This is a genomic window from Pseudomonas sp. NFX224 (assembly GCF_048565165.1).
GTDB lineage: Bacteria > Pseudomonadota > Gammaproteobacteria > Pseudomonadales > Pseudomonadaceae > Aquipseudomonas.
The window spans coordinates 4333825-4350642 of record NZ_CP183416.1 but is presented as its reverse complement, the minus strand read 5'-3'; the positions used below and the strand labels follow the sequence as shown (position 1 = coordinate 4350642).

13 protein-coding genes are annotated in these 16818 nt (G+C 60.0%); 11 read left to right on the top strand and 2 right to left on the bottom strand.

All coding sequences use genetic code 11. The features are described from left to right. Window positions 1-41: 41 nt before the first annotated feature. Both ACNYC6_RS19845 and arcD (ACNYC6_RS19840) read right to left on the bottom strand, forming a co-directional pair. Window positions 42-905, bottom strand: coding sequence for a DNA-3-methyladenine glycosylase family protein (locus tag ACNYC6_RS19845; protein WP_419708805.1), 864 nt, complete (start codon window positions 903-905; stop codon window positions 42-44). Continuing rightward, on the bottom strand, window positions 902-2329 hold the full coding sequence (arcD, locus tag ACNYC6_RS19840; protein WP_419708804.1) for an arginine-ornithine antiporter: 1428 nt from the start codon (window positions 2327-2329) through the stop codon (window positions 902-904). The genes ACNYC6_RS19845 and arcD (ACNYC6_RS19840) overlap by 4 nt, the downstream gene beginning before the upstream one ends. Before the next feature lie 426 nt (window positions 2330-2755). Here arcD (ACNYC6_RS19840) and arcD (ACNYC6_RS19835) point away from each other — a divergent pair, with 426 nt between their 5' ends. The 11 genes from arcD (ACNYC6_RS19835) (at window position 2756) to ACNYC6_RS19785 (ending at window position 16753) form a co-directional block, all read left to right on the top strand. Further along, window positions 2756-4183, top strand: coding sequence for an arginine-ornithine antiporter (gene arcD / locus ACNYC6_RS19835; RefSeq protein ID WP_419708803.1), 1428 nt, complete (start codon window positions 2756-2758; stop codon window positions 4181-4183). Window positions 4184-4216: 33 nt separating this feature from the next. Beyond that, the gene (arcA, locus tag ACNYC6_RS19830; RefSeq protein WP_419708802.1) at window positions 4217-5473 is read left to right on the top strand and encodes an arginine deiminase; all 1257 of its coding nucleotides are present in this window, start codon (window positions 4217-4219) and stop codon (window positions 5471-5473) included. Between the two features lie 69 nt (window positions 5474-5542). Then, the gene (locus ACNYC6_RS19825) at window positions 5543-6553 is read left to right on the top strand and encodes an ornithine carbamoyltransferase (RefSeq protein ID WP_338582610.1); all 1011 of its coding nucleotides are present in this window, start codon (window positions 5543-5545) and stop codon (window positions 6551-6553) included. Window positions 6554-6705: 152 nt separating this feature from the next. Then, window positions 6706-7635, top strand: a complete 930-nt coding sequence (arcC, locus tag ACNYC6_RS19820; protein ID WP_419708801.1) for a carbamate kinase — start codon at window positions 6706-6708, stop codon at window positions 7633-7635. Between the two features lie 12 nt (window positions 7636-7647). Further along, window positions 7648-8010: a DUF5064 family protein gene (locus ACNYC6_RS19815; protein ID WP_419708800.1), complete on the top strand. Its 363-nt coding sequence runs from the start codon at window positions 7648-7650 to the stop codon at window positions 8008-8010. A gap of 200 nt (window positions 8011-8210) precedes the next feature. Beyond that, window positions 8211-9719, top strand: coding sequence for a sigma-54-dependent transcriptional regulator (locus ACNYC6_RS19810; RefSeq protein ID WP_419708799.1), 1509 nt, complete (start codon window positions 8211-8213; stop codon window positions 9717-9719). A 428-nt stretch (window positions 9720-10147) separates the two neighbouring features. Further along, window positions 10148-10531, top strand: a complete 384-nt coding sequence (gene gcvH, locus ACNYC6_RS19805) for a glycine cleavage system protein GcvH (RefSeq protein WP_150703051.1) — start codon at window positions 10148-10150, stop codon at window positions 10529-10531. Between the two features lie 11 nt (window positions 10532-10542). Beyond that, window positions 10543-13395 carry an aminomethyl-transferring glycine dehydrogenase gene (gene gcvP / locus ACNYC6_RS19800; RefSeq protein ID WP_419708798.1) on the top strand — a complete coding sequence of 951 codons (2853 nt, stop codon included), beginning with the start codon at window positions 10543-10545 and terminating at the stop codon, window positions 13393-13395. Between the two features lie 206 nt (window positions 13396-13601). Further along, window positions 13602-14978, top strand: coding sequence for an L-serine ammonia-lyase (locus ACNYC6_RS19795; RefSeq protein WP_419708797.1), 1377 nt, complete (start codon window positions 13602-13604; stop codon window positions 14976-14978). Between the two features lie 36 nt (window positions 14979-15014). Next, complete coding sequence (gcvT, locus tag ACNYC6_RS19790) at window positions 15015-16139, top strand: glycine cleavage system aminomethyltransferase GcvT (protein ID WP_419708796.1); 1125 nt, start codon at window positions 15015-15017, stop codon at window positions 16137-16139. Window positions 16140-16540: 401 nt separating this feature from the next. Further along, window positions 16541-16753 carry a cold-shock protein gene (locus ACNYC6_RS19785; RefSeq protein ID WP_007934683.1) on the top strand — a complete coding sequence of 71 codons (213 nt, stop codon included), beginning with the start codon at window positions 16541-16543 and terminating at the stop codon, window positions 16751-16753. Window positions 16754-16818 lie beyond the last annotated feature (65 nt).

The following is a 16818-nucleotide window of genomic DNA, read 5'->3' as shown; positions in this document are numbered from 1 at the left end:
ACCTGCAGGAGTGAGCTGGCACAGGCAACACAAAAAGCGGATCAATCCTGTCGACTCAGTGATGTCCACAATAACTGCGCCGCATACCCACGATACGGCCGCCAAGCTTCAGCCCGCATCAACATCTGCTTCGCCGTCACCGGCCCACCCTCCAGCGCCGCCAACGCATTGATCAACCCCACGTCCCCGTTCGGAAACCCGTCCATATCCCGCAACTGTCGCAAGGCAATGTACTGCGCCGTCCAGTCACCAATCCCGTGCAACGCGAGCAACCGCGCCACGCCACCCTCACGTCGAGGTTCGAACAACAACGGATCATCCAGCAGCGCTTGAGCCACGCCAGACAGGGTTCGCCCACGGCTTTTCGGCATCCCCAGCGTGGCCAGATCCGCCACCGCAAGAACAGCGGCCTCAGGGAATACATGGGTCAGGCCCTCCCGTGGCGAAGCCAAAGGGACGCCATACTGCGCCACCAATTTCCCCGCCAGTTTGATCGCCGCACCGACGGTAATCTGCTGCCCCAACACGGCACGAATCGCCAGCTCCAGTCCGTCCCACGTCCCCGGCACGCGCAGCCCCGGACGCGCATCGATCAAGCGAGCGAGCAATGGATCAACCGCCAAATGACGATGGATCGTGGCCAGTCCGGCATCCAGATCGAACATCCGCCGTACCCGCGCGACGATCTCGGGCACGGCCGTCGGATCAGGAAAGTCGAGTGTCAATTCCAGTGAGTCCGTTGTCGCAGGCTGGATCGACAAGGCGCCCCTTGCGCCGTTCAGGCCAATGCTGCGCGAGTAAACACCGTCAGCCACTGTTTCCAGTCCAACAATCGCCCGTGCCGATAAAAACCCCAGCATCGCCGGCCAGTCGTAGGGTGGTTCAAACGCGAGCAACAACCTCACAGACTGAGCAATCCGCTGTACAGCCCATAAGCCGCTAACCCGGCACCACTGAGAACACAGGTAAAGATGCCTTTTTCGATGGTGGTGAAGACAGGCTTGCCCTGTTCATGCCGGGCCTTGGCAAACAGGATCACGCCCGGCGCGTACAACAGCGCCGAAAGCAGCAGATACTTCAGGCCGCCGGCGTACAACAACCACACGGCATAGCTCAGGGCAACGCCACCGATCAGCAGATCCTTGGTCCGTTCTGCGGACGCGTGTTCATAGGTTTCACCGCGTCCGCTCAACAACACCGCGTAAGCCGCCGACCACAGGTACGGCACCAGAATCATCGACGACGCGAGGTAGATCAGGCTGGTGTAGGTGCTGGCGGCGAACAGGATGATCAGCAGGAAAAGCTGAATCATCACGTTGGTCATCCACAACGCGTTGATTGGCACGTGGTTGGCGTTTTCCTTGGTCAGGAACGCCGGCATGGTTTTGTCCTTGGCCGTGGCAAAGAGGATTTCGGCACACAGCAACGCCCACGAGAGCAAGGCGCCCAACAGTGAAATCGCCAGGCCGACGCTGATCAGCAGCGCGCCCCAGGGTCCGACGATATGCTCCAGCACCGACGCCAGCGACGGGTTCTGCAAGGTGGCCAGTTCCGGTTGGCTCATGATCCCCAGCGACAACACATTGACCAGCACCAGCAGCGCCAGCACCCCGAGAAAACCGATCACCGTGGCCCGGCCGACGTCCGAACGTTTCTCTGCTCGCGCCGAATAAACACTGGCGCCCTCGATGCCGATGAACACAAACACCGTGACCAGCATCATGTTGCGCACCTGATCCATCACGCTGCCGAAACTCGGGTTGCTGCGCCCCCAGATGTCACGGGTAAACACGTCGGCCTGGAACGCCACCGCAGCGATCACGATGAACATGAGCAGCGGCACCACCTTGGCCACGGTGGTCAGCAGATTGATGAACGCCGCCTCCTTGATCCCGCGCATCACCACGAAATGCACCGTCCACAACAACACCGACGCACAGGCAATGGCGACTGGCGTATTGCCCTCGCCAAACACCGGAAAGAAAAAACCCAAGGTGCTGAACAGCAGCACGAAGTAACCGACGTTGCCCAGCCACGCGCTGATCCAGTAACCCCACGCCGAGGAAAACCCCATGTAATCGCCGAAGCCGGCCTTGGCGTAGGCGTACACCCCCGAGTCGAGTTCCGGTTTGCGATTAGCCAGGGTCTGGAACACGAAAGCCAGGGTCAGCATCCCCACGGCCGTGATCGCCCAGCCGATCAAAATCGCACCGGCATCGGCCTGGGCCGCCATGTTCTGCGGCAGGGAAAAAATCCCGCCGCCAATCATCGAACCCACGACCAGCGCGATTAGCGCGCTCAGGCGAAGCTTGTGTGGGGTTTGCGACATGGTTGCGCCTCCAATGGCTTGGCAAATATCGGGACTTATTACGGATTAACTAAATGGGTAAAGCGTAATTACGTTTATTCGTTAACGCCAATTTATGGCCCTTTATAAACGCTCGATAATTCCTGGCCCTTCATATAATCAATAGCTTTATAGACGCACATTCATAAAACAATTGCTTACTGAAAAGCCACCTTGAAAATTTGCGTATCAAGGAAAACGAACTAGCGTCATAAGTCCAAGCAATACGATCCGTTCCAGAATTAAAACAGAAAGCCTCTAGGACGGGCCTTTCAGGAATTCGACTGGCGCCTGCAAACAGCCCGCAAACCGTTTTTTGAAGGTGGGCATGCACTGATCCAAGTCAGCTGATTGAGTTGTAAACAGAACTACGCTGTGAACCCTCTTCACCTGCAATGGAGTCATGCAATGTCTGAAGCCCCCGGAAAACTTCGACTCGGCGCATTGGTTGCCCTGGTAGTCGGCTCGATGATCGGTGGAGGGATTTTTTCTTTGCCGCAGAACATGGCCGCCAGTGCTGACGTCGGCGCCATTCTGATTGGCTGGGCCATCACCGCCGTCGGTATGCTCACCCTCGCTTTTGTCTTCCAGACCCTCGCCAACCGCAAACCCGACCTCGATGGCGGGGTTTACGCCTACGCCAAGGCCGGTTTCGGCGACTACATGGGTTTTTCTTCTGCCTGGGGTTACTGGATCAGCGCGTGGCTGGGCAACGTCGGTTACTTCGTGTTGCTGTTCAGCACCCTGGGTTACTTCTTCCCGATTTTCGGTGAAGGCAACACGGTGGCGGCGGTGATCGGTGCGTCCGTGCTGCTCTGGGCCGTGCACATGCTGGTGCTGCGCGGGATCAAGGAAGCCGCGTTCATCAACCTGGTGACCACCGTGGCGAAGATTGTGCCGCTGGTGCTGTTCATCCTGATTGCCGTGTTCGCCTTCAAACTGGACATCTTCACCGCCGACATCTGGGGCACGAAAAACCCCGACCTGGGCAGCGTGATGAACCAGGTACGCAACATGATGCTGGTCACCGTGTGGGTGTTCATCGGCATCGAAGGCGCGAGCATTTTCTCGGCCCGTGCGGAAAAACGCAGTGATGTGGGTAAAGCCACGGTGATCGGTTTTGTCTCCGTGCTGCTCATTCTGGTGCTGGTGAACGTGCTGTCGCTGGGCATCCTGACCCAACCGGAACTGGCCAAGCTGCAGAACCCGTCGATGGCCGCCGTGCTGGAACATGTGGTGGGTAAATGGGGGGCGGTACTGATCAGTGTCGGCCTGGTAATCTCGCTGCTCGGCGCGCTGTTATCGTGGGTGCTGCTGTGCGCGGAGATTATGTTCGCCGCCGCCAAGGACCACACCATGCCAGCCTTCCTGCGCAAGGAAAACGCCAACCAGGTGCCGGTCAATGCGCTCTGGCTGACCAATGCCATGGTGCAGATATTCCTGATCATCACGCTGTTTTCGGCTAGCACCTATCTGTCGCTGATCTACCTCGCCACCTCGATGATTCTGGTGCCTTACCTGTGGTCGGCGGCCTACGCCCTGCTATTGGCGGTACGCGGCGAAAGCTACGAAGCCGCGCCGGGTGAACGGCAGAAGGATCTCATCATCGGCGCCATCGCCCTGATCTACGCGATCTGGCTGTTGTATGCCGGCGGCACCAAATACCTGCTGCTCTCCGCCCTGCTCTACGCCCCCGGCGCCATCCTGTTCGCCAAGGCCAAGATGGAAATCAACAAACCGGTTTTCACCAACGTCGAGAAGCTGATTTTCGCTGGGGTGGTCGTGGGTGCGCTAGTGGCGGCCTACGGTCTCTATGACGGTTTCCTGACCCTGTAATTCGATCGTTTTGTCACCTGGAGGATCACTGAAATGACCACGGAAAAAGTTAAGTACGGCGTCCATTCCGAAGCCGGCAAACTGCGCAAAGTCATGGTTTGCTCCCCCGGCCTGGCCCATCAGCGGCTGACCCCGAACAACTGCGACGAACTGCTGTTTGATGACGTGCTGTGGGTGGCCCAGGCCAAGCGCGACCATTTCGATTTCGTCACCAAGATGCGCGAACGCAACGTCGACGTGCTGGAAATGCACAACCTGCTGACCGACATCGTCGCCATCCCCGAAGCGCTCGACTGGATCCTGGAGCGCAAAATCACGGCCGACTCGGTTGGCCTCGGCCTGATCAATGAAACAAGCTCGTGGCTGCGCAGCCTGGAACCACGGCATATCGCCGAGTTCCTCATTGGCGGCGTTTCCGGCGACGACCTGCCGAGCAGTTTCGGCGGCAAGGCCATCGAGATGTTCCGCGACTTCCTCGGCAAAACCAGCTTCATCCTGCCGCCGCTGCCCAACACTCAATTCACCCGCGACACCACCTGCTGGATCTACGGTGGCGTAACACTCAACCCGATGTACTGGCCGGCACGCCGTCAGGAAACCCTGCTGACCACTGCCATCTACAAATTCCACCCCGAATTCACCAACGCCGACTTCCAGATCTGGTACGGCGACCCGGACAAGGACCACGGCAACTCCACCCTGGAGGGCGGTGACGTGATGCCGATCGGCAACGGCGTGGTGTTGATCGGCATGGGCGAACGTTCGTCCCGCCAGGCCATCGGCCAGCTGGCAGTTAACCTGTTCAAGAACAAAGCGGTGGAAAAAGTCATCGTCGCGGGCCTGCCGAAATCCCGTGCAGCGATGCACCTGGACACCGTGTTCAGCTTCTGCGACCGCGATGTCGTGACGATCTTCCCGGAAGTGGTGAACCAGATCGTCGCCTTCACCCTGCGCCCCGATGAAAGCAAACCGGGCGGTATCGACATCCGACGCGAGGAAACCAACTTCCTCGACACCGTGGCCCAGGCCCTCAACCTCAAGGCGCTGCGCGTCGTCGAAACCGGCGGCAACAGCTTCGCCGCCGAGCGCGAGCAATGGGACGACGGCAACAACGTGGTCGCCGTGGAGCCAGGGGTGGTCATCGGCTACGACCGCAATACCTACACCAACACGTTGCTACGCAAGGCCGGGGTGGAAGTCATCACCATCAGCGCCGGCGAACTCGGACGCGGGCGCGGCGGCGGCCACTGCATGACCTGCCCGATCATCCGCGATCCGATCGACTACTAACCTATTAGCTTCGGCCCGCACTTACCCAGTGCGGGCCGAAGGGATAACCGACACCTTAGGAGATCCAAAATGGCGTTCAATATCCATAACCGCAATCTGCTGAGCCTGGAACACCACACCCCTCGCGAATTACGCTATTTGCTCGACCTGTCGCGCGACCTCAAGCGCGCCAAATACACCGGCACCGAACAGCAACACCTCAAAGGCAACAACATCGCGCTGATCTTCGAAAAAACCTCGACCCGCACCCGCTGTGCGTTCGAAGTCGCGGCCTATGACCAAGGTGCCAACGTCACCTACATCGATCCCAATTCGTCGCAAATCGGCCACAAGGAAAGCATGAAGGACACCGCCCGCGTATTGGGGCGCATGTACGACGCGATCGAGTATCGGGGCTTCAAACAGGAAATCGTCGAGGAACTGGCCAAGTTTGCCGGCGTACCGGTGTTCAACGGTTTGACCGATGAATATCACCCGACGCAAATGATCGCCGACGTGCTGACCATGCGCGAGCACGCCGACAAACCGATCCACGAAATCAGCTACGCCTACCTCGGTGATGCCCGCAACAACATGGGCAATTCACTGCTGCTGATCGGCGCCAAGCTCGGTATGGACGTGCGCATCTGCGCGCCGAAAGCGCTGTGGCCAGCGGATGATCTGGTCGGCCGCTGCAAACAATACGCTGAAGACAGCGGTGCCCGCATCACCCTCACCGAAGACCCGAAAGCCGCCGTCAAAGGCGTGGACTTCATCCACACCGACGTTTGGGTTTCCATGGGCGAACCGGTGGAAGCCTGGGCCGAACGCATCCAGCAATTGCTGCCGTATCAAGTCAACGCCGAGCTGATGAAAGCCACCGGCAACCCGCGCACCAAGTTCATGCACTGCCTGCCGGCCTTCCACAACAGCGACACCAAGGTCGGTAAGCAGATTGCCGAGCAGTACCCGCACCTGAAGAACGGCATCGAAGTGACCGATGACGTCTTCGAGTCGCCGGCCTGCATCGCCTTCGAGCAAGCGGAAAACCGCATGCACACCATCAAGGCGATTCTGGTGTCGACGCTGGCTGACTTGTAAGACCCGCGCCGGTCAATGTAGGAGCGAGCCTGTTCGCGATAGCGGCCTGACGTTCAACATAAGTGTGGACTGATGCTGCGCAATCGCGACCAGGCTCACGCCTACAATTGACCGAGTCGTTTGCCTTTCCTCTGTTTAGAAGGACATGCACCATGCGTATCGTCGTAGCTCTGGGTGGTAACGCCCTGCTTCGCCGGGGTGAACCGATGACCGCTGACAACCAGCGCGCCAACATCCGGATCGCCACCGAACAGATCGCCAAGATCCATCCCGGTAACCAACTGGTCATCGCCCACGGCAATGGCCCGCAAGTCGGCCTGCTGTCGCTGCAAGCAGCGGCGTACACCTCGGTTTCGCCTTATCCGCTGGACGTACTCGGCGCCGAAACCGAAGGCATGATCGGCTACATCATCGAACAGGAACTGGGCAACCTGCTGGACTTCGAAGTGCCGTTCGCGACCCTGCTGACCCAGGTCGAAGTCGATGCCAAGGACCCGGCGTTTCAGAACCCCACCAAACCCATCGGCCCGGTGTACACCAAGGCCGAGGCGGAAAAACTCGCTGCCGAAAAAGGTTGGGCCATCGCCCCGGACGGCGACAAATACCGTCGCGTGGTCGCCAGCCCCAAACCGAAACGCATCTTCGAAATCCGCCCGATCAAGTGGCTGCTGGAAAAAAGCAGCATCGTGATCTGCGCCGGTGGCGGCGGCATTCCGACCATGTACACCGCGCCCGGCAAGCTGGAAGGTGTCGAGGCAGTCATCGACAAGGACCTGTGTTCGGCGCTGCTGGCCGAACAACTTGAAGCCGATCTGCTGGTGATCGCCACCGACGTCAACGCCGCGTTCATCGACTTCGGCAAACCCACGCAGAAATCCATCGCCCAGGCGCACCCCGACGAAATGGAAAAACTCGGCTTCGCCGCCGGCTCCATGGGACCGAAGGTGCAGGCGGCCTGCGAGTTTGCGCGCCATACTGGAAAAGTCGCGGTGATCGGCTCGCTCGCGGACATCGAAGCGATCGTCCAGGGCAAGGCGGGCACCCGCATCAGCACGGCGACTCCGGGCATTACTTACTCGTAAGGAGAGACGTCTATGGCACAGTTTGAGCCAGGTCACTTGCACATCGAACGTCATGCGCTGACCCCGGATGATGTCAGCTACAACGTGCACCTCGACTATGAAGTCAGCAAGAATGACAAAGGTGAAAAAGGCATCCAGTTCACCTTGCATGGCAGCATTCAGGGCAAGGACATGTCCGAGCCCTTCTTCCTGCCCAAAGAGGAGGCCTACAACTTCGCCAGCAATGTGACGAAAATCGCCGAGAAGTATGGGATTCCGAAGTCACACAGCCAGATCGGCTCGGTCCACAAGCATTACGACTTGATGTTTGAAGACATCCGAAAACAGTTGAATATGAAATCGGGCGACCCGGTAAACCTCGAACACTTTGAATAATACCTTCCCTCAGTAGGCGCGAGCCTGCTCGCGATAGCGGTGTATCAGTCACGGTCGATGTTGCCTGACAGGACGCCATCGCGAGCAGGCTCGCTCCTACAGGGGAACTTGGCGCCATTGAAGTCCGTGCAACATTTCACCATTCGCCCGCCCCAAGGCATACTTGCCACCCTCCGCAATCCAGAACCCGAAAGCGCCCCATGCGTATCCACGTCAGCTTCATCGACCGCGTCGGCATTACCCAGGAAGTCCTGGCCCTGCTCGGTGGGCGCAATCTCAATCTGGATGCGGTGGAAATGGTCCCGCCCAACGTCTATATCGACGCCCCGACCCTGAGCCCGGAAGTCCTCGAAGAGCTGCGTGATGCGCTGTTCAGCGTGCGCGGTGTGCAGGCGGTGACGGTGGTCGACATTCTTCCCGGCCAGCGCCGGCACTTGCAGCTTGATGCGTTGCTCGCGGCCATGACCGACCCGGTGCTGGCGCTGGACAGTGATGGCAAGGTGTTGCTGGCCAACCCGGCATTGATCGCCCTGTACGGTCGCGAACCGGCCGGCGAAAGTATCGCCGAGCTGTTTGCCGACCCGGCGTTGCTCGATGCCTTGCTCGAACACGGCTTTCGCTTGCCGTTGCGGGAAATCACGGTCAACGGCCAGACCTTGTTGCTGGACGCCACGCCGATCACCGACGCCGGCGCCCTGCTCACGCTCTATCAACCAAACCGTATCGGTGAACGCCTGTCGGCACTGCATCACGATCACGCCGAAGGATTCGATGCGCTGCTCGGCGAGTCGCCGGTGATCCGCACGCTCAAGGTTCGTGCGCAACGGGTGGCGGCCCTCGATGCACCGCTGTTGATCCAGGGCGAAACCGGCACCGGCAAGGAACTGGTTGCCCGGGCTTGCCACGCCATCAGCGCGCGGCACAATTCACCGTTTCTAGCGCTGAACTGTGCGGCATTGCCGGAGAACCTCGCCGAAAGCGAACTGTTCGGCTACGCCCCTGGCGCCTTCACCGGCGCACAACGCGGTGGCAAACCGGGGCTGATGGAACTGGCCAACCAAGGCACGGTGTTTCTTGACGAAATCGGCGAGATGTCGCCGTACTTGCAGGCCAAGTTGCTGCGCTTTCTCAACGACGGCAGCTTCCGTCGCGTGGGCGGTGATCGCGAGGTGAAGGTCAACGTGCGGATTCTCAGTGCGACCCACCGCGACCTGGAAAAAATGGTCAGCGAGGGTCAGTTCCGTGAGGACCTGTTCTATCGCCTCAACGTACTCAACGTCGAAGTGCCGCCGCTGCGCGAACGCGGCCAGGACATCCTGCTGCTGGCCCGCTACTTCATGCAGCAAGCCTGCGCGCAGATCCAGCGACCGGTCTGTCGTCTGGCACCGGGCACTTATCCGGCCCTGCTGGGCAACCGCTGGCCGGGCAATGTGCGTCAATTGCAAAACGTGATCTTCCGCGCCGCCGCCATCTGCGAAAGCAGCCTGGTGGACATCGGCGACCTCGACATCGCCGGCACCTCGGTGGCGCGCCAGAGCGATCACGACGTCGACAGCCTGGAGCAAGCCATGGACGAGTTCGAGAAAACCCTGCTGGAAAAACTCTACGTCAGCTACCCCTCGACCCGCCAACTGGCGAGCCGCCTGCAAACCTCACACACGGCAATTGCCCATCGGTTGCGCAAGTACGGAATCCCCGGCAAGGCCTGACACAAAATAGACCTGTGGGAGCCGGCCTACTGGCGATGGGGGCCTATCAGTCGACATTCTTGCTGCCTGTCACACCGCAATCGCCAGCAGGCTGGCTCCCACAGGTTTTGAGTCTGAGCCGAAAATTCCGCTCCAAAAACGACCTCCACCTGTACTGAAAGCGCTACAGCGGAACGATATCGATACACCTCTCTCCGATCACGGCTGCACAAGGCTTTGATCCACCTCAGCTTTTATCCCTGCCACCCGCCGTATCGATTTCGCTACACCCATCAAATTCCTGCGCTCTCCACAGCCACCCAACTCATTGATTTATATAGTAAAAACAACATTGGCCGCGATATTGCTAAGTAATCCGTCATAACCAGGGCATTGCCCAAGCATTCAATCGCGTCCACCAGACGAGTCTGGCCCCCTTAGGAGTTTCCATGAGCGAGTTGCGTTTTACTGAAGATCACGAATGGCTGCGCACCGAAGCTGACGGCAGCGTTACAGTCGGCATCACCGCTTTCGCACAGAACGCCTTGGGCGACGTGGTTTTCGTACAACTGCCAGAGCTGCAGTCCTACGACAAAGGCGCCGAAGCCGCCACCGTGGAATCGGTAAAAGCCGCCAGCGGCGTGTACATGCCGCTCGACGGCGAAGTGCTGGAAGTGAACCCTGCACTGGACAGCAGCCCTGAACTGGTCAACGAAGATCCGCTGGGCGAAGGCTGGTTCTTCCGCTTCCAGCCTGCCGACGCTGCCGCTGTCGGCCAACTGCTGGATCAAGACGCCTACGACCGCCTGATCAAAGCCCAAGCCGAAGCCTGAGGAGCACTGACATGACTCAAATCAATTTGACCACTGCCAACGAATTCATCGCCCGTCACATCGGCCCGCGCGCCGGTGACGAGCAAGCCATGCTCAACAGCCTCGGCTTCGATTCCCTGGAAGCCCTGAGCGCCAGCGTGATTCCGGACAGCATCAAGGGCACCAGCGTACTGGGCCTGGAAGACGGCCTGAGCGAAGCCGACGCCCTGGCATTGATCAAGTCCATCGCCGGCAAGAACCAGCTGTTCAAGACCTTCATCGGCCAGGGTTACTACGGCACCCACACGCCGTCGCCGATCCTGCGCAACCTGCTGGAAAACCCGGCCTGGTACACCGCTTACACCCCGTACCAGCCAGAAATTTCCCAGGGCCGTCTCGAAGCGCTGCTGAACTTCCAGACCCTGATCAGCGACCTCACCGGCCTGCCGATCGCCAACGCCTCGCTGCTGGACGAAGCCACCGCCGCTGCCGAAGCCATGACCTTCTGCAAACGCCTGAGCAAGAACAAAGGCAGCCACCAGTTCTTCGCTTCCGTGCACTGCCACCCGCAGACCCTCGACGTACTGCGCACCCGTGCCGAGCCTTTGGGCATTGACGTTGTTGTGGGCGACGAACGCGAATTGAGCGATGTGACGCCGTTCTTCGGCGCCCTGCTGCAATACCCGGCCAGCAACGGTGACGTGTTCGACTACCGCGAACTGACCGAGCGCTTCCACGCTGCCAACGCGTTGGTCGCCGTGGCCGCCGACCTGCTGGCCCTGACCGTGCTGACCCCGCCGGGCGAGTTCGGTGCCGACGTGGCCATCGGCAGTGCACAACGCTTCGGTGTGCCGCTGGGCTTCGGTGGCCCGCACGCCGCTTACTTCTCCACCAAGGATGCGTTCAAGCGTGACATGCCGGGCCGTCTGGTCGGCGTTTCCGTGGACCGTTTCGGCAAGCCGGCCCTGCGCCTGGCCATGCAGACCCGCGAGCAACACATCCGCCGCGAGAAAGCCACGTCCAACATCTGCACCGCGCAGGTATTGCTGGCCAACATCGCCAGCATGTACGCCGTGTACCACGGCCCTAAAGGCCTGACGCAGATTGCCAACCGCGTGCATCACCTGACCGCGATCCTCGCCAAGGGCTTGACCGCTCTGGGCCTGAACGTCGAACAGGAAAACTTCTTCGACACCCTGACCGTGGCCACCGGTGCCGACACCGCCAAACTGCACGACCAGGCACGCGCCCAGCAGATCAACCTGCGCGTCGTGGACGCTGAGCGTCTGGGCCTGTCCCTCGACGAAACCAGCACCCAGGCCGACATAGAAACCCTGTGGGCCCTGCTGTCCAATGGCAAGACCCTGCCGGACTTCGCAGCGCTGGCTACCAGCGTTGAAAGCACCCTTCCTGCCGCACTGGTACGCCAGTCGCCAATCCTCAGCCACCCGGTGTTCAACCGTTATCACTCGGAAACCGAGCTGATGCGCTACCTGCGCAAACTGGCAGACAAGGACCTGGCGCTGGACCGCACCATGATCCCGCTGGGTTCGTGCACCATGAAACTCAACGCCGCCAGCGAAATGATCCCGGTGACCTGGGCTGAATTCGGTGCCCTGCACCCGTTCGCCCCGGCCGAGCAAAGCGCCGGCTATCAGCAACTGACCGACGAACTGGAAGCCATGCTCTGCGCCGCCACCGGTTACGACTCGATCTCGCTGCAACCGAACGCCGGTTCGCAAGGTGAATACGCCGGTCTGCTGGCGATCCGCGCCTACCACCAGAGCCGTGGCGAAGACCGTCGCGATATCTGCCTGATCCCGTCGTCGGCCCACGGCACCAACCCGGCCACTGCACAAATGGCTGGCATGCGCGTTGTCGTCACCGCGTGCGATGCCCGCGGCAACGTTGATATCGAAGACCTGCGCGCCAAGGCCATCGAGCACCGCGAACACCTCGCTGCGCTGATGATTACCTACCCGTCGACCCACGGCGTGTTCGAAGAAGGCATCCGCGAAATCTGCGGCATCATTCACGACAACGGCGGCCAGGTGTACATCGACGGCGCCAACATGAACGCGATGGTCGGCCTCTGCGCACCGGGCAAGTTCGGCGGCGACGTGTCGCACCTGAACCTGCACAAGACCTTCTGCATTCCACACGGCGGTGGCGGCCCGGGCGTCGGCCCGATCGGTGTGAAATCGCACCTGACCCCGTTCCTGCCGGGCCACGCCCAGATGGCGCGCAAGGAAGGCGCGGTCTGCGCGGCACCGTTCGGCAGCGCGAGCATTTTGCCGATCACCTGGATGTACATTCGCATGATGGGTGGCGCAGGCTTGAAGCGCGCTTCGCAGCTGGCGATCCTCAACGCCAACTACATTTCCCGTCGCCTCGAAGAGCACTACCCAGTGCTGTACACCGGCAGCAATGGCCTGGTAGCGCACGAGTGCATCCTCGACCTGCGTCCGCTGAAAGACAGCAGCGGCATCAGCGTCGATGACGTGGCCAAGCGTCTGATCGACTTCGGTTTCCACGCCCCGACCATGTCGTTCCCGGTGGCCGGCACGCTGATGATCGAGCCGACCGAAAGCGAATCCAAGGAAGAACTGGACCGCTTCTGCGACGCCATGATCCGCATCCGCGAAGAAATCCGCGCAGTGGAAAACGGCACCCTGGACAAGGACGACAACCCACTGAAAAACGCACCGCACACTGCGGCGGAGCTGGTGGGCGAGTGGTCGCACCCGTACAGCCGCGAGCAAGCGGTTTACCCGGTTGCCTCGCTGATCGAAGGCAAGTACTGGCCGCCGGTCGGTCGCGTCGACAACGTCTTCGGCGATCGCAACCTGGTGTGCGCCTGCCCGTCGATCGAAAGCTACGCTTAAACGAATGAGGGGGCGGGTTCGCCCACCCCCACCTTCCAGAACACCATAGCCCCCTGTGGGAGCGAGCCTGCTCGCGATGACGGACTGACACTCACTGCAGATGTCGACTGAAAGACCACTATCGCGAGCAGGCTCACTCCCACAGTTGACTGTGCCAAGCCTCGAATTTCCGTGAACGCCTATAACAAGAAACCGGAGAACAACTCATGTCGTTAAGCGTGTTCGACCTGTTCAAGATTGGCATCGGCCCCTCCAGCTCCCACACCGTCGGCCCGATGCGCGCCGCCGCGCGTTTCGTCGAAGGTTTGCGCCGTGAAAACCTGCTGGCGGCAACCACCTGCGTCAAAGTCGAGCTGTACGGCTCGCTCGGCGCCACCGGCAAGGGCCACGGCAGCGACAAGGCGGTACTGCTCGGCCTGGAAGGCGAACACCCGGACACCGTTGACACCGAAACCGTCGCCGCCCGTCTGCAAGACATTCGCGCTAGCGGACGCTTGAACCTGCTCGGCGAACACAGCATTGCGTTCAACGAGAAAGAACACCTGGCAATGATTCGCAAACCGTTGGCCTATCACCCCAACGGCATGATTTTTCGTGCCTTCGATGCCGCAGGCCTGCAAATCCGCAGCCGCGAGTACTACTCGGTCGGTGGTGGTTTTGTCGTCGATGAAGACGCCGCCGGCGCCGACCGCATCGTCGAAGACGCCACACCCCTGACCTTCCCGTTCAAAAGCGCCAAGGATCTTCTCGGTCATTGCGTCAAATATGGACTGTCGATCAGCCAAGTGATGCTGACCAACGAAAGCGCCTGGCGCCCGGAAGCGGAAACCCGCGCCGGCCTGCTGAACATCTGGCAAGTGATGCAGGATTGTGTCGCCGCCGGCTGCCGTAACGAAGGCATCCTGCCGGGTGGTTTGAAGGTCAAGCGCCGTGCCGCCGCGCTGCATCGGCAGTTGTGCAAGAACCCGGAGTCGTCCCTGCGGGATCCGCTGTCGGTGCTCGACTGGGTCAACCTGTACGCCCTGGCCGTCAACGAAGAAAACGCCAACGGTGGGCGCGTGGTCACCGCGCCTACCAACGGTGCGGCCGGGATCATTCCCGCCGTGCTGCATTACTACATGCGATTTATCCCGGCCTCGAATGACGATGGCGTCGTGCGTTTCCTGCTAACCGCTGCGGCCATCGGCATTCTGTACAAAGAAAACGCTTCGATCTCCGGCGCCGAAGTCGGCTGTCAGGGCGAAGTCGGCGTGGCGTGTTCCATGGCGGCCGGTGCCTTGTGCGAAGTGCTTGGCGGCACCGCGCAGCAAGTGGAAAACGCCGCGGAAATCGGCATGGAACACAACCTCGGTCTGACATGCGACCCGATTGGCGGGCTGGTGCAAGTGCCTTGCATCGAGCGCAATGCCATGGGCTCAGTGAAAGCCATCAATGCCGTGCGCATGGCCATGCGTGGCGACGGGCAGCACTTCGTCTCTCTCGACAAGGTCATCCGCACCATGCGCCAGACCGGCGCCGACATGAAAAGCAAATACAAGGAAACCGCCCGTGGCGGTTTGGCGGTCAACATTATCGAGTGCTGATGTGCGCTCATCTGCACCCTTCTTCAGGAGCTGAATATGTCCACCGAACAACTGTTGAAAACCCCGTTGCACGCACTGCACATCGAACTCGGCGCACGCATGGTGCCGTTCGCCGGCTACGACATGCCTGTGCAGTATCCGCTGGGCGTGATGAAAGAACACCAACACACTCGCGATCAGGCAGGCCTGTTCGATGTCTCGCACATGGGTCAGATCCGCCTGACCGGCGCCAATGCCGCCAAGGCTCTGGAAACCCTGGTGCCGGTGGACATCATCGACCTGCCTGTGGGCATGCAGCGCTATGCGATGTTCACCAACGAGACCGGTGGCATCCTCGACGACCTGATGGTCGCCAACCTGGGTAATGACGAACTGTTCCTGGTGGTCAATGCTGCCTGCAAGGATCAGGACCTCGCGCACCTGCGCAAGCACATCGGCGATCAGTGCAGCATCGAGCCGCTGTTCGAAGAGCGTGCCCTGCTCGCCCTGCAAGGCCCGGCCGCGGTGACCGTGCTAGCCCGCTTGGCGCCGGAAGTGGCGAAGATGACGTTCATGCAGTTCGCCCGCGTGAAACTGCTGGGTGTGGACTGTTTTGTCAGCCGTTCGGGTTACACCGGCGAAGACGGTTTCGAAATCTCCGTGCCGGCCGACAGCGCCGAAGCCCTCGCTCGCGCCCTGCTGGCCGAAGCGGAAGTTGAGGCCATCGGCCTCGGTGCACGCGACTCGCTGCGCCTGGAAGCCGGCCTGTGCCTGTACGGCCACGACATGAACACCGACACCACGCCGATCGAAGCCAGCCTGCTGTGGGCCATCTCCAAGCCACGCCGCGCCGATGGCGCGCGTGCCGGTGGTTTTCCGGGCGCTGAAACGGTATTCGCCCAGCAACAGGGCGGCGTGAGTCGCAAACGCGTCGGCCTGTTGCCACAAGAACGCACCCCGGTTCGTGAAGGCGCAGAGATCGTCAACGAAGCAGGCGAGATCATCGGTAGCGTCTGCAGCGGCGGTTTCGGGCCGACCTTGGGCGCGCCTTTGGCGATGGGTTACCTCGACAGCGCTTATATCGCTATCGATACACCGGTGTGGGCAATTGTTCGTGGGAAAAAGGTTCCTTTGCTTGTAAGCAAAATGCCATTTGTTCCGCAACGCTACTATCGCGGCTGATCGATTGTTTCTATAAGTAACGCGGTTGCGTTAACAGTGCACTAATGTGTAACGCAACCGCCATAAAACAGTGCATCGTTTGGCTGTAAGCTTCGATTATGAACTTTGCTTATAACGATCGAAAACAATTGAACACCTCTATCGCATAAAGCCAGCACTAGTTGGTATAACCACACCAACGCGAGCAAATACGGGCCTTTCACAGGGCTTGTTTTTTCTCCCGTAGTTGGCGTAGAGTTTGTTCACTGTGTTTGCATGGGTCGCTTGGAATCGTGACCTGGGCAGTAGCCTACAAGTTAGCTACATCCCGTTCGACGTCTTCTTACTCTCCTGCAACCAGCCCCAGTACTCTTTCATGAGAAGGAGACTGTCATTAATTTTTGCGTCAAAGGAAATAAGAAATGTCCCAACGTCAGAGCGGTACCGTCAAGTGGTTTAACGACGAGAAAGGTTTTGGTTTTATCACTCCTGAAAGCGGTCCGGATCTGTTCGTGCACTTCCGCGCCATCCAGGGCAACGGCTTCAAGAGCCTGAAAGAAGGCCAGAAAGTGACCTTCGTCGCCGTGCAGGGCCAGAAAGGCATGCAGGCTGACGAAGTGCAAGCAGAAGGCTAATCTTCTGTAACGAAAAAGCCCCTGATGCTGACATCAGGGGCTTTTTTGTGCGCGTAAATCCGTAA